General features: G+C 54.1%; 9 protein-coding genes and 4 rRNA genes. 1 reads left to right on the forward strand and 12 read right to left on the reverse strand.

What is annotated here, in order from left to right:
* Window positions 1-174: 174 nt before the first annotated feature.
* From QMO62_RS30355 to QMO62_RS30375, 5 genes are all read right to left on the reverse strand, one after another.
* A 16S ribosomal RNA gene (locus QMO62_RS30355) occupies window positions 175-1,709 on the reverse strand.
* Window positions 1,710-2,038: 329 nt separating this feature from the next.
* Window positions 2,039-2,155, reverse strand: a 5S ribosomal RNA gene (gene rrf / locus QMO62_RS30360).
* 163 nt (window positions 2,156-2,318) lie between these two features.
* Window positions 2,319-5,231: ribosomal RNA gene (locus tag QMO62_RS30365) — 23S ribosomal RNA — on the reverse strand.
* Window positions 5,232-5,822: 591 nt separating this feature from the next.
* Window positions 5,823-7,357 (reverse strand): 16S ribosomal RNA (locus tag QMO62_RS30370).
* The 16S, 23S and 5S rRNA genes sit together here, the layout of an rRNA operon.
* Before the next feature lie 743 nt (window positions 7,358-8,100).
* Window positions 8,101-12,213, reverse strand: coding sequence for a 3-keto-alpha-glucoside-1,2-lyase-like domain-containing protein (locus QMO62_RS30375; protein ID WP_284646192.1), 4,113 nt, complete (start codon window positions 12,211-12,213; stop codon window positions 8,101-8,103).
* Window positions 12,214-12,501: 288 nt separating this feature from the next.
* Between QMO62_RS30375 and QMO62_RS30380 the strand changes: the two genes are divergently transcribed.
* The gene (locus tag QMO62_RS30380; RefSeq protein WP_284646193.1) at window positions 12,502-13,152 is read left to right on the forward strand and encodes an SGNH/GDSL hydrolase family protein; all 651 of its coding nucleotides are present in this window, start codon (window positions 12,502-12,504) and stop codon (window positions 13,150-13,152) included.
* A 182-nt stretch (window positions 13,153-13,334) separates the two neighbouring features.
* Here the strand turns inward: QMO62_RS30380 and QMO62_RS30385 are convergent, their stop codons facing one another.
* From QMO62_RS30385 to QMO62_RS30415, 7 genes are all read right to left on the reverse strand, one after another.
* Window positions 13,335-14,960, reverse strand: a complete 1,626-nt coding sequence (locus QMO62_RS30385; RefSeq protein ID WP_284646194.1) for a response regulator transcription factor — start codon at window positions 14,958-14,960, stop codon at window positions 13,335-13,337.
* A complete protein-coding gene (locus QMO62_RS30390) occupies window positions 14,947-16,710 on the reverse strand; it encodes a sensor histidine kinase (RefSeq protein ID WP_284646195.1) in 1,764 nt (587 codons plus the stop codon). Before QMO62_RS30390 ends, QMO62_RS30385 begins: the two co-directional genes overlap by 14 nt.
* 204 nt (window positions 16,711-16,914) lie before the next feature.
* On the reverse strand, window positions 16,915-18,291 hold the full coding sequence (locus tag QMO62_RS30395) for an FAD-dependent oxidoreductase (protein ID WP_284646196.1): 1,377 nt from the start codon (window positions 18,289-18,291) through the stop codon (window positions 16,915-16,917).
* A gap of 66 nt (window positions 18,292-18,357) precedes the next feature.
* Window positions 18,358-19,371, reverse strand: a complete 1,014-nt coding sequence (locus QMO62_RS30400) for a glycoside hydrolase family 130 protein (protein ID WP_284646197.1) — start codon at window positions 19,369-19,371, stop codon at window positions 18,358-18,360.
* 12 nt (window positions 19,372-19,383) lie between these two features.
* Window positions 19,384-20,262, reverse strand: a complete 879-nt coding sequence (locus QMO62_RS30405) for a carbohydrate ABC transporter permease (RefSeq protein ID WP_284646198.1) — start codon at window positions 20,260-20,262, stop codon at window positions 19,384-19,386.
* Between the two features lie 19 nt (window positions 20,263-20,281).
* Window positions 20,282-21,178 carry a carbohydrate ABC transporter permease gene (locus QMO62_RS30410; RefSeq protein WP_284646199.1) on the reverse strand — a complete coding sequence of 299 codons (897 nt, stop codon included), beginning with the start codon at window positions 21,176-21,178 and terminating at the stop codon, window positions 20,282-20,284.
* A gap of 126 nt (window positions 21,179-21,304) precedes the next feature.
* The gene (locus QMO62_RS30415) at window positions 21,305-22,678 is read right to left on the reverse strand and encodes an ABC transporter substrate-binding protein (protein ID WP_284646200.1); all 1,374 of its coding nucleotides are present in this window, start codon (window positions 22,676-22,678) and stop codon (window positions 21,305-21,307) included.
* Between the last annotated feature and the right edge of the window lie 40 nt (window positions 22,679-22,718).

Raw genomic sequence — 22,718 nt, forward strand, 5'->3', positions numbered from 1 at the left:
ACATTTTGCTTTGTTTCGATATCCAGTTTTCAAGGAACAAGAGTTCTGAAAGGCATTGCACCTTTCAAAACTGAACAACGAGGAGAGTGAGTTCGCTGCAGCTGTTACATCGTGGAACGATGTCAGTTGTCAGCTATTATGTCCGATGGCCTGCAGCCATCATGGACTCCATAGAAAGGAGGTGATCCAGCCGCACCTTCCGATACGGCTACCTTGTTACGACTTCACCCCAATCATCTACCCCACCTTCGGCGGCTGGCTCCTTGCGGTTACCCCACCGACTTCGGGTGTTGTAAACTCTCGTGGTGTGACGGGCGGTGTGTACAAGACCCGGGAACGTATTCACCGCGGCATGCTGATCCGCGATTACTAGCAATTCCGACTTCATGCAGGCGAGTTGCAGCCTGCAATCCGAACTGAGACCGGCTTCTAAGGATTCGCTCCGGATCGCTCCTTCGCTGCCCATTGTACCGGCCATTGTAGTACGTGTGTAGCCCAGGTCATAAGGGGCATGATGATTTGACGTCATCCCCACCTTCCTCCGGTTTGTCACCGGCAGTCACTTCAGAGTGCCCAACTCAATGCTGGCAACTGAAATCAAGGGTTGCGCTCGTTGCGGGACTTAACCCAACATCTCACGACACGAGCTGACGACAACCATGCACCACCTGTCTCCTCTGTCCCGAAGGCCTGCCCTATCTCTAGGACATTCAGAGGGATGTCAAGACCTGGTAAGGTTCTTCGCGTTGCTTCGAATTAAACCACATACTCCACTGCTTGTGCGGGTCCCCGTCAATTCCTTTGAGTTTCACTCTTGCGAGCGTACTCCCCAGGCGGAGTGCTTACTGTGTTTACTTCGGCACCAAGGGTATCGAAACCCCTAACACCTAGCACTCATCGTTTACGGCGTGGACTACCAGGGTATCTAATCCTGTTTGCTCCCCACGCTTTCGCGCCTCAGCGTCAGTTACAGTCCAGAAAGTCGCCTTCGCCACTGGTGTTCCTCCACATCTCTACGCATTTCACCGCTACACGTGGAATTCCACTTTCCTCTCCTGCACTCAAGTCTCCCAGTTTTCAGTGCGAACCAGGGTTGAGCCCTGGGCTTAAACACCAAACTTAAAAGACCGCCTGCGCGCGCTTTACGCCCAATAATTCCGGACAACGCTTGCCCCCTACGTATTACCGCGGCTGCTGGCACGTAGTTAGCCGGGGCTTTCTTCTCAGGTACCGTCATTTCCAGGGCAGTTACTCCCCGGAACGTTCTTCCCTGGCAACAGAGCTTTACGATCCGAAAACCTTCATCACTCACGCGGCGTTGCTCCGTCAGACTTTCGTCCATTGCGGAAGATTCCCTACTGCTGCCTCCCGTAGGAGTCTGGGCCGTGTCTCAGTCCCAGTGTGGCCGATCACCCTCTCAGGTCGGCTACGCATCGTCGCCTTGGTGAGCCGTTACCTCACCAACTAGCTAATGCGCCGCAGGCCCATCTGTAAGCCACAGCTTGCGCCGTGTTTCCAAGCTTCTCCATGCGGAGAAGCCATCTATCCGGTCTTAGCTACCGTTTCCGGTAGTTATCCCAGTCTTACAGGCAGGTTGCCTACGTGTTACTCACCCGTCCGCCGCTAGGGTCCGAAGACCCTCGCTCGACTTGCATGTATTAGGCACGCCGCCAGCGTTCGTCCTGAGCCAGGATCAAACTCTCCATTAAAGTAGTTTGACTTGCTCATGTTCAAAGCTAGCACGAATCTTTCGATTCGTTGTATTTCACTCTCTCGTTGTTCAGTTTTCAAAGGGCAATTTCACTGCTTAAGGAATGTAGCACATTTCATTATGTTTTGCAACTCTTTGTTTTTCCATCCCAAGAGGTATTCCTGCGAGGTCAGATCCACGATGTTTGTTGCGTTCCGCTGCGCTCTCTCAAGCGGCGGAGTCATAATATATCATGTTGTCATTCTCTTTGCAAGTCCGAATTCTTCCATCCGGAGTCATTCGGGTAAGGCATAATAAAGAGTCCTCCGGTGTCCCAAAGGACTCTTTGCTTGGCGACGTTCTACTCTCCCAGGACCCTTCGGTCCAAGTACCATCGACGCTGGAAGGCTTAACAGTCGTGTTCGGTATGGGTACGCGTGGTTCCCTTCCGCCATCATCACCAAACGTGATGCTTCTGCCAAGAAACATCTAGGTTGTTGTTCAAAGCGACTTGCGCCTTGAAAACTGGATTCGAAACAACGCTCCGACAATCTCATTTTATCACTCCGTTGTGCTTCGCACAAAGTCGCTCCCAAACGAGATGTCTTCGCTAGCAATTTGTCTAATGTAGGATAAGCCCTCGACCGATTAGTATTCGTCAGCTCCACACGTTGCCGCGCTTCCACCCCGAACCTATCTACCTCGTCGTCTACAAGGGGTCTTACATACTGGGAAATCTCATCTTGAGGGGGGCTTCACGCTTAGATGCTTTCAGCGCTTATCCCTTCCGTACTTGGCTATCCAGCCGTGCCTCTGGCGAGACAACTGGTACACCAGCGGTACGTCCATCCCGGTCCTCTCGTACTAAGGACAGCTCCTCTCAAATTTCCTACGCCCGCGACAGATAGGGACCGAACTGTCTCACGACGTTCTGAACCCAGCTCGCGTACCGCTTTAATGGGCGAACAGCCCAACCCTTGGGACCTACTTCAGCCCCAGGATGCGATGAGCCGACATCGAGGTGCCAAACCTCCCCGTCGATGTGGACTCTTGGGGGAGATAAGCCTGTTATCCCCAGGGTAGCTTTTATCCGTTGAGCGATGGCCCTTCCATTCGGTACCACCGGATCACTAAGCCCGACTTTCGTCCCTGCTCGACCTGTTTGTCTCGCAGTCAAGCTCCCTTATGCCTTTGCACTCTTCGAATGATTTCCAACCATTCTGAGGGAACCTTGGGGCGCCTCCGTTACTCTTTAGGAGGCGACCGCCCCAGTCAAACTGCCTACCTGACACTGTCCCCGCACCCGATCAGGGTGCCAGGTTAGAACTCCGATACGATCAGGGTGGTATCCCAACGGCGCCTCCACCGAAGCTGGCGCTCCGGCTTCCTAGGCTCCCACCTATCCTGTACAGATCGTACCAAAGTCCAATATCAAGCTGCAGTAAAGCTCCATGGGGTCTTTCCGTCTTGTCGCGGGTAACCTGCATCTTCACAGGTATTAAAATTTCACCGGATCTCTCGTCGAGACAGCGCCCAAGTCGTTACGCCATTCGTGCGGGTCAGAATTTACCTGACAAGGAATTTCGCTACCTTAGGACCGTTATAGTTACGGCCGCCGTTTACTGGGGCTTCGGTTCACAGCTTCGGGTTACCCCTAACCGCTCCCCTTAACCTTCCAGCACCGGGCAGGCGTCAGCCCGTATACTTCGCCTTGCGGCTTCGCACAGACCTGTGTTTTTGCTAAACAGTCGCTTGGGCCTTTTCACTGCGGCCCCCTCGGGCTATTCACCCTACCGAGGCACCCCTTCTCCCCGAAGTTACGGGGTCATTTTGCCGAGTTCCTTAACGAGAGTTCTTCCGAGCGCCTTAGCATGCTCTGCTCGCCTACCTGTGTCGGTTTGCGGTACGGGCACCTTCTCCCTGGCTAGAGGCTTTTCTTGGCAGCTTGAACTCATGACCTTCGCTACTTGAATTTCGCTCCCCATCACAGCCCAGCCTTACGATTAGCGGATTTGCCTACTAACCAGCCTCGCTGCTTGGACGGACATCCATCAGTCCGCGTCACTATCCTTCTGCGTCACCCCATTGCTCATAACGGTTCACGGTGGTACAGGAATTTCAACCTGTTGTCCTTCGACTACGCCTTTCGGCCTCGCCTTAGGTCCCGACTTACCCTGAGCGGACGAACCTTCCTCAGGAACCCTTAGGCTTACGGCGGACAAGATTCTCACTTGTCTTTTCGTTACTCATACCGGCATTCTCACTTGTAACCGCTCCAGCTGTCCTCACGATCAACCTTCACTGCTGTTACAACGCTCCCCTACTGCCCATAATTGGACTCATAGCTTCGGTGGTGTGTTTAGCCCCGTTACATTTTCGGCGCAGAGTCACTCGACCAGTGAGCTATTACGCACTCTTTCAATGGTGGCTGCTTCTAAGCCAACATCCTGGTTGTCTTTGCAACTCCACATCCTTTCCCACTTAACACACACTTGGGGACCTTAGCTGATGATCTGGGCTGTTTCCCTCTTGACAATGGATCTTAGCACTCACTGTCTGACTCCTGGGCATAAGTCTGCGGCATTCAGAGTTTGACTGGACTTGGTAACCCTTGGCGGGCCCCGCACCCAATCAGTGCTTTACCTCCGCGACTCTCAATCCCAAGGCTAGCCCTAAAGCTATTTCGGGGAGAACCAGCTATCTCCGAGTTCGATTGGAATTTCTCCGCTACCCCCACCTCATCCCCGAATTTTTCAACATTCGTGGGTTCGGGCCTCCAGTGCGTGTTACCGCACCTTCACCCTGGACAGGGGTAGATCACACGGTTTCGGGTCTACGTCTACGTACTTAGTCGCCCTATTCAGACTCGCTTTCGCTGCGGCTCCGGCTTCTCACCTTAACCTTGCGCGTAAACGTAACTCGCCGGTTCATTCTACAAAAGGCACGCCATCACTCATTAACGAGCTCTGACTTCTTGTAAGCACACGGTTTCAGGTTCTTTTTCACTCCGCTCCCGCGGTTCTTTTCACCTTTCCCTCACGGTACTGCTTCACTATCGGTCACCAGGGAGTATTTAGCCTTGGCAGATGGTCCTGCCGGATTCCGACGGGGTTTCACGTGTCCCGCCGTACTCAGGATCCGTCTAGAGTCTCGGTTGCTTTCGGTTACGGGGCTGTTACCCACTTTGGCCGGCCTTTCCAGACCTGTTCGCCTACCAACCTGCACTCACATTGACGTCCTACAACCCCAAGGGGCAAGCCCCTTGGTTTGGGCTGTTCCGCTTTCGCTCGCCGCTACTGACGGAATCACTTTTGTTTTCTTTTCCTGAGGGTACTTAGATGTTTCAGTTCCCCTCGTCTGCCTCCTATGTAGCTATGTATTCACTACATGGTACGTGAGTATTACCTCACGCGGGTTTCCCCATTCGGACATCCCCGGATCAAAGCCTGCTTACGGCTCCCCGAGGCATTTCGTCGTTCGCCACGTCCTTCTTCGGCTCCTGGTGCCTAGGCATCCTCCGTGTGCTCTTATTAGCTTAACCAATCGTTCGAATGATCTTGGTTCTCCGTTCCGTTGTGCTACGCACAAAGTCACTCCAAACTCAAGACATTCTCACTAGCAGCTAAAAGATTGTTCATCTCGCATTCGCTCGATAAACCATCGTATAGATGTTTCGACATTTTGCTTTGTTTCGATATCCAGTTTTCAAGGAACAAGGATTGTTCTTCGCTGCTCGCATTACCGCGGCAGGAAGGCTATCTTAGCACGTCCGCAATCTTCGATGCAAGCATCAAGATTTACCAGAGGGTGCTCGCACAATAACGGACTTTGAGAACGTTATTTGCGGTTTTGGAATCGGTCAGAGGCAGATAACGGACTTTCGAACCGTTATTTTCTGCTGTAACGCGATTGTGGAGCGGTTTTGCCTAGTTTTCGCCGAAATAGCGGTCTGATAAACCGTTATTCCAGCTTCTCGCTGTTATTTCATTAGAATAACGTCCCGAAAGTCCGTTATTCCTTCAGCGAAGCAAAACATCCTATGTACAGAAAGGCATTGCACCTTTCAAAACTGAACAACGAGTAAATGTGCTTTTTTATGTCCGATGGCCTGCAGCCATCATGGACTCCATAGAAAGGAGGTGATCCAGCCGCACCTTCCGATACGGCTACCTTGTTACGACTTCACCCCAATCATCTACCCCACCTTCGGCGGCTGGCCCCTTGCGGTTACCCCACCGACTTCGGGTGTTGTAAACTCTCGTGGTGTGACGGGCGGTGTGTACAAGACCCGGGAACGTATTCACCGCGGCATGCTGATCCGCGATTACTAGCAATTCCGACTTCATGCAGGCGAGTTGCAGCCTGCAATCCGAACTGAGACCGGCTTCTAAGGATTTGCTCCGGATCGCTCCTTCGCTGCCCGTTGTACCGGCCATTGTAGTACGTGTGTAGCCCAGGTCATAAGGGGCATGATGATTTGACGTCATCCCCACCTTCCTCCGGTTTGTCACCGGCAGTCACTTCAGAGTGCCCAACTGAATGCTGGCAACTGAAATCAAGGGTTGCGCTCGTTGCGGGACTTAACCCAACATCTCACGACACGAGCTGACGACAACCATGCACCACCTGTCTCCTCTGTCCCGAAGGCCTGCCCTATCTCTAGGACATTCAGAGGGATGTCAAGACCTGGTAAGGTTCTTCGCGTTGCTTCGAATTAAACCACATACTCCACTGCTTGTGCGGGTCCCCGTCAATTCCTTTGAGTTTCACTCTTGCGAGCGTACTCCCCAGGCGGAGTGCTTACTGTGTTTACTTCGGCACCAAGGGTATCGAAACCCCTAACACCTAGCACTCATCGTTTACGGCGTGGACTACCAGGGTATCTAATCCTGTTTGCTCCCCACGCTTTCGCGCCTCAGCGTCAGTTACAGTCCAGAAAGTCGCCTTCGCCACTGGTGTTCCTCCACATCTCTACGCATTTCACCGCTACACGTGGAATTCCACTTTCCTCTCCTGCACTCAAGTCTCCCAGTTTTCAGTGCGAACCAGGGTTGAGCCCTGGGCTTAAACACCAAACTTAAGAAACCGCCTGCGCGCGCTTTACGCCCAATAATTCCGGACAACGCTTGCCCCCTACGTATTACCGCGGCTGCTGGCACGTAGTTAGCCGGGGCTTTCTTCTCAGGTACCGTCATTTCCAGGGCAGTTACTCCCCGGAACGTTCTTCCCTGGCAACAGAGCTTTACGATCCGAAAACCTTCATCACTCACGCGGCGTTGCTCCGTCAGACTTTCGTCCATTGCGGAAGATTCCCTACTGCTGCCTCCCGTAGGAGTCTGGGCCGTGTCTCAGTCCCAGTGTGGCCGATCACCCTCTCAGGTCGGCTACGCATCGTCGCCTTGGTGAGCCGTTACCCCACCAACTAGCTAATGCGCCGCAGGCCCATCTGTAAGCCACAGCTTGCGCCGTGTTTCCAAGTTCCTCCATGCGGAGAAGCCATCTATCCGGTCTTAGCTACCGTTTCCGGTAGTTATCCCAGTCTTACAGGCAGGTTGCCTACGTGTTACTCACCCGTCCGCCGCTAGGGTCCGAAGACCCTCGCTCGACTTGCATGTATTAGGCACGCCGCCAGCGTTCGTCCTGAGCCAGGATCAAACTCTCCAATAAAGGGTAAACTTTATATAGATGAGCTGATTGCTCAATTCGTTACTGACTTTTGAATCTCAAATGAGATTCTGCACAATCACTCGTTGTTCAGTTTTCAAAGGACAATGTTGTTAGTATTACCCGCCTGCTCAAGAAGCAGACAAGAAATTACTTTATCATGTTAATCACTTAATTGCAAGTGGTAATCTCTTACTGTTACTTGCAGCCATGTCGCTATCGCAACAGTGGAAGAGTAATATATCATGTTTCATTGCTCGATGCAAGAATGATGTTTTTCCATTCCTGGGTCGAACCCGTTAGGACAGATAATCTTTCAATCTTGCTGCCGCGTCGCTATCGCAACGGCCGGAAGAGTAATTTATCATGTTTTATTACTTAATACAATGGAAATGTTATCCAAACAGCGGCATGTTTGCACCTGACCTACAACCAATAGTAGTTTGATCCGCCAAATCGAAAATCGCATTCCGCTTTTTTGTGATCGTCGGGAGTAAGCAAAGTAACACAATAAACTGCTGCCACTTATTTGATCGGTTCCAGAATGGTGCGATATCCTACGGACACCGCACCCTTACCTCGTGGTTTATTATGAATTCAACTTTCGCAGCTTGAAATTGGCAGGTCTGCCTTGATGTAAGTAGGCAGACCTGTGAGCCATTGCTGGAGTTGACGCTTCCTTACTCTATCGGTACTCCCACAGTCCCGGCTTTCTTCTATTACGAATGCCTGAAAGCCTTTCTTCTTTATGGCTCGTAAGTAACCGAAATGTCATCCACACTTGCCGACGTATTGTACATCCGGAAGCCGACGCCTCCATTCAACAGGGATGCATCGCTTGTTTCGAACACTTTGGTTCCGTTCACGTAAGCCACGATTGCATCGCAGGATACCGCCACCTTGACCGTATACCATACGCCTAAAGCTTGCGTTAGAGGTGCGGTGCTGCCTACTTGTGACCAGACGCCACCCACCTTCTTCATCAATCGAATATCGTTCTGGTTTGGACGCAGATTCAACCAGTAAAAATTGTTCGTATCCTTCATCCGAAAGGCCAGCCCTGCGCCTGTACTTCCGGTTCCTAATGTATCCATCCGTACTTTGGCCTCTACCGTGTAGTCGCCGTCGTTGACGGTGGACGGTTGAATCGCCATTACATCACCGCCCGTCGCACTTTGCTTGTAGGCTTTCGAGCCATCCGTTTGCGCTGCCACCGACCAAACACCGCCGTATGTTGTCCAACCGTCGGCGATCCCGTCCTCGAACGTCTCCGTGTACGGAGCCTTCGGTCCTGGAGAAGGCATGCCGTACACCGCTTTCACATCATCGAATTGCACTGCGGTATTGTATACGCGAAAGCCGAAGGCGCCGCCTGGATGTGAGGCATCACTTGTGTTCAGCTTAAGCTCGCCGTCCACATACACCTGAATAGCATCTCCCTGCAGCTCCGCCCGGAGATGGTACCATCGGTTCAGCTCCTGCGGCAAAGCAGCGCTGGCTACCTGGCTCCATACACCGCCCGACTTTTTCATCAATCGAAGGGTACCTGCCGAGCGACGCAGATTTACCCAGTAGTAATTGTCCGCATCCACATAGCGAACAATCAAGCCTGCGCCTGTGCTGCTTGCCCCTTCGGCTGTCATACGTATGCGGGCTTCCACGCTGCCGCCGGTCTGAGGCGCAGCGGAGACGAGGTTGACGATGTCCCCTGTCAATGAGCTTTGCTGGTACACAAAACTCCCTCCGTCCTGCACAACCGACCACGTCCCGCCGCTTGGCGTCCATCCCGCGGCATTGCCGTCGTCGAAGCCGTCCATAACATCGGCGTATTGCGTCACAGCCGTTACTTCAGGCGTTGCAGCGGACTCGTAGCCTTGTTCGTTCACCGCCGTAACCCGGTAATAATAGGTCTTGCTGCCCGAAAGACCTGTATCCCATACTTCACTTGATCTGGCGCAGCAATCAAGTCTCGTTTCCCATGAGGGGTTGAATGGTGCTGTGCTACGATAAATGTTATAGCGAATCGCCCCGGGCGCATCGTTCCAATTGAGGTGAACGGCGCTGCCGTTGCTTGCGTCGGCAACAAGTCCCGTGGGGGCTGACGGAGCCATGTTCAGAACCCCAGGCACACCGGCGGCAAGCTGGAATTGTGCCGTACCTAGCTGTAAAGCATCCACACTTGTTCCCAATTGTACTCCAGCGTTCAGCTCCGGCCGGGGGTCGACCACGCGAAGACCGTTCAACGTGACGTTCGCCGCATTTTCCACCCTGACCGCTGAAATGTCTCCATCCAACACCGGGTCACCGGAAACAGCCGTAATGGTATTCGTGCCTTCCATTGTAACGCCGTCGACGCCGGCAATGAGAATGCCGCTGCGAATCGGCGATTCAATCGTGTTGCCCCTAAGCGTAATCTGTTTAATACCACGGGAATCGGCAACCTGTTTATCCTTCTTCTGTGCAAAAATCTGGATCCCGCCGGCAGTCAGCTTCCCGCCCTTGGCAGCGCTGTTAATGTCCGTTAAATAATTGTTCCGGGCAAAATAATTGCCTTCAATGAGCAGCTGCTCGGCCATAGGACCTTCGTGGGCAAACGTACCGGGCTCGTTCTGCACGGCTATGCCGGCACCGCCTAAGTCCGTAAACCGGTTGTTCTTGATCACGCCGTTGCTGCCAGGCCTCACGAGCACGCCATTTCGTCTGGACTCCCGAAACGTAGAGCCGCTAACCTCGTAATTATTGAAGTTCTTCGTCAGATTATAGATTGAATCCGCGGTCGACAAGTCATCTCCGCCGATCATTCCGACGATATCACGGTCAAGCGTCCAGATCGCTCTAGACTTCAAAGGGAAGGTGCCGACCGAATCCATTCCGATGATTTTGGCTGTGCCGCGAATACGGCCGAGATCTGCATCCAGTACCTGGATCGTGTCGCCTATACTGTAGATGCCGTTGAGCTTGACATAAATACGGTTCGGGGCTAGCGGTTCGATTAAGTGAGTCGGCGCTTGGTAGAAGTTGATCGCATCGTCCAGCATGCCCTCGAATGTGGAATTGCGAACGATCGGACCGTTCACGGAAAACTGCATGTGCAGCCCGTCCGCCGGCGTTGTCATTACTTGTCCCGGAGTTCTGCGGAGAACGTTAATGTTCGTAAATTGTGCTGTGCCGTCCAGGTTTTGCGATGTGACGGTCGTGCCGGCCCCGCGGTACACGGTAATATCACTCAAAGCTACATTGGAATCGTTACGCAGATCGAACATATTGTAGCCCGTGGAGCGGTAGCTGAAAGCGAACTTGTCATTCACTTCAATATACCCGGGTATGCACATTTTGGAAGCAAGGTGCGGAGACAGCTGCAGTCGATACGTCGTACCGCTTAGCTTCTGCCACGATTGGACAGTAACGACATTCGGCACCTTTTCCTTCTGCAGATCGCTGTTGGCCGGGTCGCGGATGACACCCCACTTGGACGGCATGAGGGGCGTGCGCGGATCGTCCAGGATATAGGCGTAGCCGGTGTCCGGAACGAAATCGATCGTCGCGGCAGCGGCATTACATCCGGCAATGACACCTTGCGTGAAAGGCGGATTTTTATAATCCATTGCGAAGCCGGAAATCGATATGTTCGACGATTCGAAAAACTTAAACGCCCCGTAGAACGGCTCTGTAAATTCAAGCTCCGCGCCGCCGCCTGTCACCGTGAGACCTTGTGTCGCACCTTTGTAATGGAAATAAAAATTCGAAGTCAGTGAATCGGGCTGTTCAAAGCGTACCGTATCGATGTCCACCGACCCGGAGCTCGTCTCGCCTATCGGATACAGGCGAAGCTGCTTCAATGTGCCGTAGTAATGCAAGCTGCTAAGTGATATTTTGTATTCCTGAAAGTCGGCATTGTTCGCCGTAATGGTGAACGGAACGGCCTTCTTGTCGTTCCATACCGTGTCCTCATTGGTTATGTAACGCAGCTCCGCTTGGGTCGAGCCGGTGTAATTCTTCATGCGTACCGTGACGGTATTGTAGGGAGATGTCGGTATTTGCAGATTGGGTGCGGATACGACGTATGGCTTCGGGCTTGCTCCGCTCGCCGTCATCTTCAGCACCCCGCCCGAGGCTCCCCCTGTTAGGCCTGACCAGTTCCAGCCTTCGGCATTGCCGGTCGGAAACGCCCATTCGATCGGGGCAGCCGTATCGACGGTAATCCTGTCAATCGAGACCGAGCCTGAAGCAGCACCTTGAGCGGGAAGGATACGCAAATTTTTGATCATTTTGCCGTTCCATTCCGGGTGTTGACTCAGATCGACCTTATATTCCGTGAAACCGGTGCTGCTCGCAGTAACCGGAAACGTCTGACTGCGCGCCGTGTTCCACGAAGCATCCTCTTGCGTCGTCCACCACAGCGCTGCTTGAGTTGCCGTCGTAGCGTTGCTCATCCGCACCTTGAAGCTGACGAAGCGACTGCCGTCAATCGTGACGGCTCCGTCGGGCGTTGTCAGTTGACCGGACGCCCCCGCCAGAGTCAGCTGCAAGGAGCCGCCTCCTGCCGTACCGGTCGCGCTGCCGCCTAGCGTCCAGCCGTCCGTTGTTCCGTCCGCATCAAAGTTCCACTCCCGCTTAGGAGGGTCAACGATATAACGGCCCGGATCGAACACAACCTCGGCACCGCCGGCAATTCGAACGGCGGCATCAAGAGCCGCGCGAATGGCTTGTCCGTCCGCGTTCTCATCACCCGGTACCGCTCCGTAATCAGACACACGAATGACGGCCATCGCAGCTTCAGCCTCCGAAGGGAAGATCACGCTCGAAGAGGTGACCGCAAGTGTAACCGCAAGCCCTACGGTTATCCATGGTTTAAGCACATCAATTCACTCCTTCTGTTGTTCATTTGTGGAAGCGCTTTCCACTCCTTCTATTATAAATTCTCTTCCTTTGCCGGAAAATTCAATATCCGACGATATGTTTTCATATATGACGATCTTTAGGTCCTCGCAAGCTCTTCATAAAAAAACAAAAAAAGCCGCTATCCATGCGACATAAAATGGGGTTTTTAAAAACACAAAAAATAAGGGTAGTATATTTTTCTAAATAGAGGTAAATTGAGAAAAGGCATAGCCATACTACATATAGTAAAGAGGACGGTGTATAAAGTGAGGTACGACAAAACCATTGACGTCTTATTCCAGGGAGATTCTATTACGGACACGGGACGGAATCGAAACGATATATCTAGTCTCGGGACCGGTTATGCTAGTCGTATTGCCGGTAAGCTATATCTCCAGAATGCGGAAGCTTCCCCGTTATTCGTCAATCGTGGTATTAGCGGGAACAGAGTATCCGATTTGTATGCACGATGGAACGAAGATGCCATCTATCTTCAGCCCAAGCGTCTTAGCATATTGATCGGAGTCAATGATGCTTGGAGAATTATGAATGGATTACCCGAAGGGGCCGCAGACCGATTCGAGAGCGCTTACCGTCACTTATTAGATATTACGAAGGAATATTTGCCCGATACGGGATTGATTCTGTGCGAGCCCTTTATTCTTAACTGTGGAGCGACAGCCGAGCGTTGGAATGACTGGAAGTCCTTACTTACAAAATATCAGGCTATCGTACGCAACCTGGCAGATGAATATGAGGCATTATTCGTGGCATTGCAGAAGCCGCTTGACGATGCTTGTTCCAGGGCGGATGCGCCTTTTTGGGCACATGACGGGGTTCATCCGACGGTTGCAGGACATGAGCTGATCGCAAATGAATGGATCAAGACGCTTCAAAATAGTAAGCTCGCAATATAAGTGAAAGAACCTTACGGATCTAAATCTTTCGCCGGTTGTCCGTAACTTCGATGAAATATGGGAGCAGCCACCAATCGTGGTCTGCTCCCTCCTTGTTTCGCTAGCGTACTCCGCTTGCGTCTGCTCGACCAACCGGTCCGGGCATTTACTCGCAATCAGACACGCTTATAGCGCAGGCAAGGCTAGCCTCCCGGCGTTTCCGGGTGATAGCTTGCGCGGAACTCGGAAGGCGTCATACCCGACGTCCGCTTAAACATTTCGCTGAAATACCGTCGCTCCTCATAGCCGACGATGGCGGCGACCTCCTGAACGGGTACGCCTGCGATCAGCAGCGACTTCGCCTTTTGCATACGCTCGGCCGTGATATACTGGATCAGCGTCATGCCCATGACCTTCTTGAAGAGGCTCGAAAAATAACTGACGCTCAAATGCACGTGGGCTGCACACTCCCCTACGGTCACATTCCGCTCCAACCGCTGCTTGATATATTCAAGCGAATGGTAGATGATCCGCTGCCCCTCGGACAGCGTGTTTCTCCTAACGAGCTCCCCGCCATCCCGGCATAACGCCGCCAGCTGCTGCTCAAGTACGTTCAGGGCGACGCCCGAACCGCTTGTCTTCGCTTTATACGATTGCACGAGCGGCTGCAGCTCCTCCGGCGACACAACCTCGTATAAGGTCCGGATAATGGAAGCGGCGAGCTCCTCATAATGACTGAGTAAGTACTCCGGGTTCGGCCGCGGGCTTATCCGCTGCAGCGCCGCCGATAGCTGAAGCAGCAGGACGGCCGCACGATCTCCGTTGCCCGAACGAAGCGCGAGCAGCACCTCCTCCTTACCCTCCAGCGATACGGGCCCCTGCTTGTTACTTCTTGGAATCTCATCGTAGCTGATCGCACCGTTGCCTCCGGTAAATAGGTGATAGTTCAAGGCTTGATCAGCCTGCTTATACGAATCCGGAAGCTCGGCGACCGACTCCGCCCTGCCGCCGACACCGATGGAAACGGTGAATTTGGTGAAGCTTTCGATATTTTTGCAGCAGCGCTCTGCAATTTGAATTGCGCTCATGCCCGGAGGATCGTTCAGGACGGCGACAAACCGGTCCGCCTCCAAACGGAACAACAGACCGTCGGCATGCTCGCGGATAGTTTCCTCCGCAATATTTTGCAGCGAGAAGCGGATCAGCTCGACCTCGTGCATGGACAGTTCCTCCGCGCGCTCCTGGAATGCGTCGATTTCCAGCAGCAGTACGATCAGCCCCCGGGGCTGCAGCCTCAGCTTGAGAAAATCCCAGCGCTTGGCGGCCTGCTCCCATGAAGTACGGTGCTGCACAAGCAGCCTCAAGTATTCCTGCCTGAGCAGGGGCATGCTTTCGCGCAGCTTGGACTCCATGCCCCTGACGTTCAGCAGCTCCTCCCGTTCCTGCAGAATGTGCGTCTTCGCCTTCCTTACCGCCTCTACGATGTCCTCCTCGGTGAACGGCTTTACCACATAATCGAAGGCTCCGAGCCGAACGGCTTCCTTCGCGTAATCAAAATCGGTATAGCTGCTGATCAGTATGACTTTGCAGGCGACATTCGCTTCCAGCAGCTCCCGAAGCATCGATAAGCCGTCCATTCTAGGCATCCGGATATCCGTAATAACGATGTCGGGCTTTTCCCGCAGGATCAGCTCGAGCCCGTCCTCCCCGTTCGATGAAGTGCCTGCAACGGTCACCCCTTCGCTCGCCCAATCGATCATTGTCAGTCCGTTGACCACACTTTTGATGTCGTCGATGATACACAAGCTGACCTCGTCATGACCTAACATGCTGCAGCTCTCCTTTCAGCGGTAAGGTAATCGTCGCCGATACTCCCTGGCCCGGCGGACTGTCCAGCCGCAGCTCAGCCTGATCGCCGTAATACAGCTGCAGCCGGCTGATCAGATTGCCGATCGCGTAACCGCCCTCGTTCGGCCGATCCCCTTCTGTCGAACCCCCGCCTGCATCCAGGCCCGCTCCATTATCGCGGACACGAATCGTGCAGTGCTCCCCGTCGGACGTTCGTTCCACACGAATGACGATCGTCCCCCCGCTGTCCATCTGATCGAAGCCGTGCAAAATGCTGTTCTCCACCAGCGGCTGCAGCATAATTCGGGGAACGGGGAGCGCTAGCAGCTCTTGCTCGCTCACTTCGATTTCGAAGGTGAACAAATTTTCGTAGCAAAAGGTTTGCAGCTCCAAATATTGACGTACATGCTGTAGCTCTTTATCAAGCGTCGTTACCTCCTGCCCTTTATTCAAGCCGAGCTGGAACAGCCGGGACAAGGCAACGACCATTTTCTGCGAGGGCTCCACCTGCTTGAGTTTCAGCTTCCAGTAAATTGTATTGAGCGTGTTGTACAAAAAGTGCGGATCCATCTGCGCGGAAAGCGCCTTGATCTCGGTCGTCCGCTTGGTCGTTTCCGCCTCCTTGACCTCCTCGATCAGCCTAACGATCTGCTCGAGCATGCGGTTGAACCGAAAGCCGATCTGGGCCAGCTCGTCCTGGCTTTTGCTTTCGAAGCGGGCCGTCAGGTCGTTCAGCTCGACCCGCTTCATCACCTGCTGCAGCCCTCTAAGAGGTAAAAGCAAATAGCCCGTAAACGCACCGGCCACAAGCAAGGCCAGCAAAAAGCAGCCGGCGGTAATGGCGGCGATCATCCATTTGACGTAGATAAGGTCTTTCAGCACGTCATCCTTGGATTGAATGGCAACCACGGTCCAGTCATTCAGGCGCAGACGCGCGTAGTTAAACAAATAGTCTTTGCCGTTCAGTTTATCGGGTGCATAGCCGGTCTGACTCTCGTTCAGGAGCGCTGCGATTACCCCGCTGTTCACCGCTTCCTGAATCAACGTGCCCGATTCCGAAACGACAGGCAGCCCCTGCCCGTTCAGCAGAAAGCGCGCGGCGCCTCCCTCGGCCCCCGTGATCAGCAGCTGGCGGAGCCCCTCCTCGCGAATGTTGACGACGACGTAAACATCCTTCACCGGATCCTCGGAAATAGGCTGTAAAATGAGCGAAACGACCCGGCTTCCGCCCAAAAAGAGCGCATCCTCATGGCCTTCGATCCACACGTTTCGCTTCTCCCGAACGATATTTTCGTAAAGCGTGGTCTTCTCAAATACCGTCTGTCGGTTGCGATTCATCGACAGCGGGTAAAATTCGCCGATCGGCGTCGAAACGTAGATCGAATGAATGAGCGGCTCGGCGATCCGGGCCTGAGAGAATACATTGTCCATCTCGGTCAAGCGGGTAAAATAGCGGGAAGCATCTCCCGCATTCGCGTCCTTGAGCATCGCTCGAAAGGGCTGGCTGATCATAAACGTCATCATGACCAGCATCAGCTTGTTTAGCTTCTCGTCCACAATCTGCGCCGATTGGGCGACCGAGTCCTGCGTCATCTTCATCGCGTTGTTCTCCATAATATTGGAGGTAATGGAATAGGAGAGCCCCCCTGTCGTCAAAACTGCGAGAATGGTGACGATCAGAAAGGCCAACCTCAGCTTGTTACGGAACGATAGCTTGCTTCGGTCGAGCATCGCCGAATCCCCCTGTTCGTCGGGCTTCGCCCGGTGGCTGTATAGGTTGATTATGTCATGATGCCATGGCTCATACAAGCGCACCGCAGGTCAGGCAGCGCAAATGATGAAAGTGCCTGAGGCGAACTATGCTCTTGGCGGCGACGAAAAGGTGCAACGCCAATACCGGCGATGCACCCAGACGATTCCACGGCTTCAATACCTTCAGCCGACACTTTCATTTGCATTCGCGCCGTCAGCAAGCTCCTCGCCGAGCCATGCCCCTTGCTCCAGAAGCCTCCGCTGCAGCCCGGGCACCGAAACGCCGCGCGAGCCCGTACCGCAAGTCAAAGCCATCGCCGCCGCCGTACCGGATGCCTGCCCCATGGCGAAGCAGTTCGGCATCACGCGAAGCGAGCCTTGAACGGCCCGGTCCGACGAAGCCGCGCGGCCCGGCACCCATAAATTATCGATGCCTTCAGGAAGCAGCACCCGGTAAGGCACGCCGTGCGATTTCCCCGGAGGCAGGTGGGTGAATGTCATACTGCCTTTACTGTTAGCCAGATGAATATCGATATAGTAAGCGTTACGTGCGATGTCGTCAGGGAAGGAGCGAGCTTCCATGAAATCCTCCGCCGTCAGCACGTAATCGCCCCGAATGCGCCGGGTTTCGCGAATGCCGACCTGCTCGCCGCTAGCGATCAGATGAGCGTACTCGAAGCCGGGCACATATTTGCGGAAAAACTGCGTCTGCCGCTCTGCCAATCGCCGCCCTTCGATCGCGCCGCGGGTCAAATCCTCGGCCTTCGTACCGTCGATGCCGAACACATGCCCGAAGTTGACTCCGACCAAATAGTCGTTCACCCATGCGAGCCCCGAAATCGACTTGCGTCCCTCCGGCAAAGCGCCCTCTGCGATGGCCCGTTCCACCGTCTTGTGCAGCTGCCCGGTATCGCCCGTCTCCTCGAGAAAGCGCAAGAATCGCGGGCGATCCACATTGACCAGCATGTAGCACATACTTCCCGGCTGCAGCTCTCCCTGCTCCCCGCCCTTCTGAAAGGGAACCCCTGCAAGTGCGGCAATATCGGCGTCGCCTGTCGCATCAATGACATACCGGCATCGCACGAAGGATCGGCCTGTCTTGTTAACGATTATAATGCCCTCGATCGTTTTCCGGTCCTCCGAGAGTACCACGTCATAAACGAACGTATGGAAAAGCAGCGAAACGCCGTTTTCAAGCGCAGCGTCGTCATAGACCCGCTTCAGCACCTCGGGATCGATAGGCACCCAATCCAGTGTCTGCTCGTACTCCTTGCGGTATTCAGCATTGCAGGCCGCCTTCATTCGCTCCATCAGCTCAATTCCGACTCCTCGAATGATCGGCTTCCGCTTATCCGTAAACGGGCAAAATGCCGGCACGAGTGCCACCGTTCCCATGCCTCCGAGAAATCCCCGCTGCTCGATGAGCAGCGTTTGCGCACCGTTCTTTGCCGCGCTGACGGCAGCGGCGATCCCTGCCGCGCCTCCGCCTACCACCACGACATCAGCCTCATAAGACACCGGCACGCTTTGCTGCGGAAGTCGTATCTCACCGTAGCTCATCGCCATCCTCCTTCATACTTCTCATATAAATTATAGCTTTTCATTCGCCGAATAAATGCTTTCGCCCTAGCGTCCTTCCAAACACAGCCGCACCAAATCGCCAACATGCGCCAACGCCAAGCATTCGACCGTATCTGCCGCGCCGTAATAAATTTTGACCTCGCCCGAATCCTCCAGAATCATCCCGCCAGGAAAAATAACATCGTTGCGGAAGCCGCCGGATGTCTCATAAACCGCTTCAGGCGCAAGCAGGGGCGACTCCGCCATGCCGACGATCCGGCTCGGATCCTCCAAATCAAGCAGCATAATCCCAGCCGTATAACGCTTCTTCCAGCTTGGCTCCCAGCCGTTTTTACCTCGAGAAGGATCCAGGTCGACCGCATGAAACGTCGTCAGCCAGCCCTTCTCCGTCTTCACCGGCGGCGCGCCCGGACCGACCTTGTCGTTGGCGAAGGGCACTTGCTCCACCCCTAGCACAAGCTTGGAGCCGCCCCAATACGCCAGATCCGGCGAATCGCTCATCCACATATCGAAGCGGTCGATCCCGCCGCGGCTGTATACCGGGAACGGGCGCTCCAGACGTACGTACTTGCCGCCGATCCGCTCCGGAAACAACACCATGTTGCGGTTATCCGGCACCGATAGGCTCAATACCTCGAAGCTGCTGAAATCCTCCGTGACGGCGATGCCGCCCCTCAGCCCATGCTTCGTATCGACGGCAAAGCACATGTAGCAACGCCCCTCGATGACAGTCAGTCTCGGATCATAGACGCGAATGACCTCTTCATCGTTCCAGCTCCAGCAGGGAGCGTTCTGCACCTGCCAGTTGATCCCGTCGTCACTGTAGGCAAGCCCGAGATTCGTCGTGCTGTGCGGCTCGATCGTCTCCTCCGCCGCGTTGCCGTAGTCGTTGCGGAATACCATTACGTATTTACCCTCGTACTTGGTTACCCCTGCATTGAACACCATCGCAGGACCGTACGGCACATCCTTGGGCGCCAACAGAGGATTGGCCGGATGTCTCCGGATCACCGAACTCGACTGCAGCTGCCCTATTGTTTGAAACGAATGGATTGTCATGAGTACCTCTCCTTACCCCTTAATGGAGCCGGCAGTCACCTGCATGAACGATTTGTTCGCTAGGATATAAACCAGCAGCATCGGCAAAATCGACAAGCAGGCTCCGGCCATCATCAAATGCACCTGCATCGCGGCGGACGAGCCGTAACGCAGATTCGCAAGCCCGACGGTCAGCGTCTGCAGCTTCGGATTCGTCATTGTAAACACGAGCGGCAAAATGTACTCGTTCCACGCATGCCGGAAAGCAAACAGTCCGGAAACCCCGAGTCCCGGCGTCAGCAGCGGAAGAATGATCGTAAAGAAGCTGCGGGAGAAGCTGGAGCCGTCAATCATTGCTGCTTCATCCAGATCCCGCGGGATCGCCTTAAAGAATCCAAGTAAGATAAAGAACGTGCTAGCATGCGCGCTGATCAAAATGAGGATGACGCCCCACAGTGTCGTATTCAAATGCAGCTTGACCATCAGATCGAACTGCGGGCGCAGCACTACCGCCCCGACGGAAATGAACATCGTCGAAGCCTGAATGCCCACGTACAACGCCTTACCCCGAAAAGCTCTGCGATCGACCACATACGCAGCCATCGCTGCCACGAGCAGGGTGCCGACAGTCACCGTCACGCTCAAAAACACGCTGTTCCATGTATATTGAGCGAACTTCGTTTGCTTCCATGCCTCCGCGTAATTGGCGAACTGCCATACCTCCGGCAGCAGGCCGCCTCCGCTCATGAGCTCGGCGTTGCTTTTTAACGAGCCGGCCACGGTCATCAGCACGGGAAACAGCGTCAGCAGCGCCGTAATAACCAGGAACGCCCACATGACGACCCTGCCCGCTACCTTAACGAGGCGCAGGTACGCCGGATGCTCAGCTCGCGATAACGTCAATTCGTTCATGTCCGTACACCCCCTTGAGCTAGAACACCTTGCTCATTTTTCGACTGAAATAATAGTACACGGCCGTAATGGCTCCGACGATCAACGCTGTTGCGAAGCCAACCGCACTGCCGTAGCCGATCTGTTGATCGACAGGCGCCCCCGTGGATACCGGGAAAAGCAGCTTGTAGAGATACAAATACATCACTTCCGTACGGCCGATCGGACCGCCCTCCGTCATGACCATAATGCTCTCATAGCCTTTAAGCGAAGCGATGACCGCAAGCATAATGATCATCTGCATCACCGGGCCTAGCATCGGAATCGTAATGTGCCGGAAGCGCTGCCCCGCATTCGCCCCGTCGATCGCCGCACTTTCGTACAGGTCGTTGGGAATGCTTTGCAGTCCCGCCAGGAACAGCAGCATATAGTTTCCGACCGCCCCCCATGCCGCAACGATAATGACTGTCAGCATCGCGTATTTCGGACCGAGCCATTCGATCGGCTGGGAAATGATCGAATATTGGAGCAGCAGCTGATTCACCATGCCGTTATAGGAGTTAAAAATAATATAGAACACGACGGAAATGACCGCGGTACTAATGACCGTGGGCATAAAATAGATCGCCCGAAGCAGCCCGCGCCCGCGCAGCTTTCCGTTAAGAATGACCGCGAGCAGCAGCGAAAGCGGAATCGTGATGAGCAGCTTGCCTGCTGCGTATATGAACGTATTTTGAACCGATTCCCAAAACTGTACGTCGGTCGCAAGCCTGCGGAAGTTATCGAGCCCGACGAATAGCTCCTCGCCGTAGCCCGGGTATTCGTAGAACATGTAACGCAGCACCCAGACCAAGGGGTAAATGCCCAAGGCGAGGGTCAGGATGACACTTGGAAAAAGAAAGAGCGTGTTTTCACTCAGCCGTCTCCATGCGGACATACGTCCTTCTCCTCCTCCATGAATTCTCTACTGCATAATAATGACCGCCTCCGCCCTGATACGGGCTTATGCGGACGGCAAAGAGCCTTCGCCGATCCATCGGGCGAAGACTCTTGCCCTTGCCGTTTATTTTCCCTGCAGCTTGGCCGGGTCAAAGCCCGGGTTCGGCGCGACCTTCACGTCGCCCTTCTGGACTGCTTTATCCAAAGCCGCATTGTAACGGGTATTCAAATCTTGAACGATTTTCGCCAAATCTCCGCCGGCCAGCATGTACTTGAAGAAAGCGTCGGCATAATTCATACCTTCAGGCGACACATTCGGCGATACCGGCCAGAGCGAATCCAGCTTGCCTACCAGGAAGCCCTCCATCCCCGGAATTTGAGGCTGCTTCGCTTTCTCGGCGATGCTCGGTACGACCGCGATGCCAAAGCCCTTCTCGTGGTAGGTCGTCAATACCTCGTCGCCGTACATGAATTGCATGAACTTCCAGGCTGCGTCCTTGTTCTGCGAGTTGTTGCTCAGCCCGAGCCACGTGCCCGCCGAGACGATCTCGGAGGTGCCGCCGCGCTTGCCGTCCAGCGTCGGCGGGAGCGCGCCCGCCCAGTTGATTTTCGTCGGGAACTGGTCTTTATATACGCCCGGCTCCGTCGAGAAGGACAGGTACATGCCGATCTTGCCCGCCGCGAACTGTGCCCGCATCGGATCAATGTCAAGCGTCTCCGCCCCCGGCAAAATGCTGCCGTCATCATACATTTGCTTGAACGATTTGATTACCTCAGCGTACGGAGCAAAGTCAAATTTGCCGGTTTTGATATCAAAGCCTAATCCCTGATGACCGCTAAGCGATAACATTTCCCGTACGGAGCGATCCATCGCGCTCTTCGGGTTTTTGAAGTTGAGCGCGAAGCCGTACACGCCGTCCTTTTTACCCGCTTCCGTTATTTTCTTAGCTGCATCCACCATTTCCTGAAGCGATTGCGGCGGATTCTGAATGCCCGCCTTGGCGAACAAATCCTTGTTATATACAAGCCGCAGTGTAAGTCCGGTATTCGGAAGCGAGTACAGCTTGCCGTCGAAGCGGTTGACTCCGTCGATCAGCACGGTCGAGAACTTCGATTTGATGCTGTCGGTCAAATACGTATCGATCGGAGCCAGGTAACCTTTTTTGAAGAAGGTTTCCGTATTGGCGCTTTTCAAACGAAGCACGTCCGGTGCCTGATTGCTGGAGAAGGCGATATCGACGCTCTGATTATAGTTCTCGGACATGACCGTCAGTTCCACCTCGATATTGTCCTTATTTGAAGCGTTAAACTGATTGATCAGCTCCTTAATGTACTCCTGATCGTGACGGTCGTCCGTCCAATATTTGATGATCTTCTTCTGAGCCGGCTGAGGCGTTTGTCCACCGCTCTTGCCCGCATCCGTGTCCGCGCCTCCGCAGCCGGTCAAGCTGACCGTCAATGCTACGCCAAGTCCGAGACCAACCATTTTTTTCATCATCTATGCTGCCCCTTTTCCGCTTGTTTGTGTTGCCTGTAGT

This window comes from Paenibacillus silviterrae (assembly GCF_030167925.1).
GTDB classification, from domain to species: Bacteria; Bacillota; Bacilli; order Paenibacillales; family NBRC-103111; genus Paenibacillus_G; species Paenibacillus_G silviterrae.

Bases quoted from the DNA above. Each gene is read 5' to 3' on its own strand.
- QMO62_RS30410 (WP_284646199.1), bottom strand. From the start codon at position 21,178: ATGTCCGCATGGAGACGGCTGAGTGAAAACACGCTCTTTCTTTTTCCA.
- QMO62_RS30390 (WP_284646195.1), bottom strand. From the start codon at position 16,710: ATGCTCGACCGAAGCAAGCTATCGTTCCGTAACAAGCTGAGGTTGGCC.
- QMO62_RS30385 (WP_284646194.1), bottom strand. From the start codon at position 14,960: ATGTTAGGTCATGACGAGGTCAGCTTGTGTATCATCGACGACATCAAA.
- QMO62_RS30395 (WP_284646196.1), bottom strand. From the start codon at position 18,291: ATGAGCTACGGTGAGATACGACTTCCGCAGCAAAGCGTGCCGGTGTCT.
- QMO62_RS30400 (WP_284646197.1), bottom strand. From the start codon at position 19,371: ATGACAATCCATTCGTTTCAAACAATAGGGCAGCTGCAGTCGAGTTCG.
- QMO62_RS30415 (WP_284646200.1), bottom strand. From the start codon at position 22,678: ATGATGAAAAAAATGGTTGGTCTCGGACTTGGCGTAGCATTGACGGTC.
- QMO62_RS30405 (WP_284646198.1), bottom strand. From the start codon at position 20,262: ATGAACGAATTGACGTTATCGCGAGCTGAGCATCCGGCGTACCTGCGC.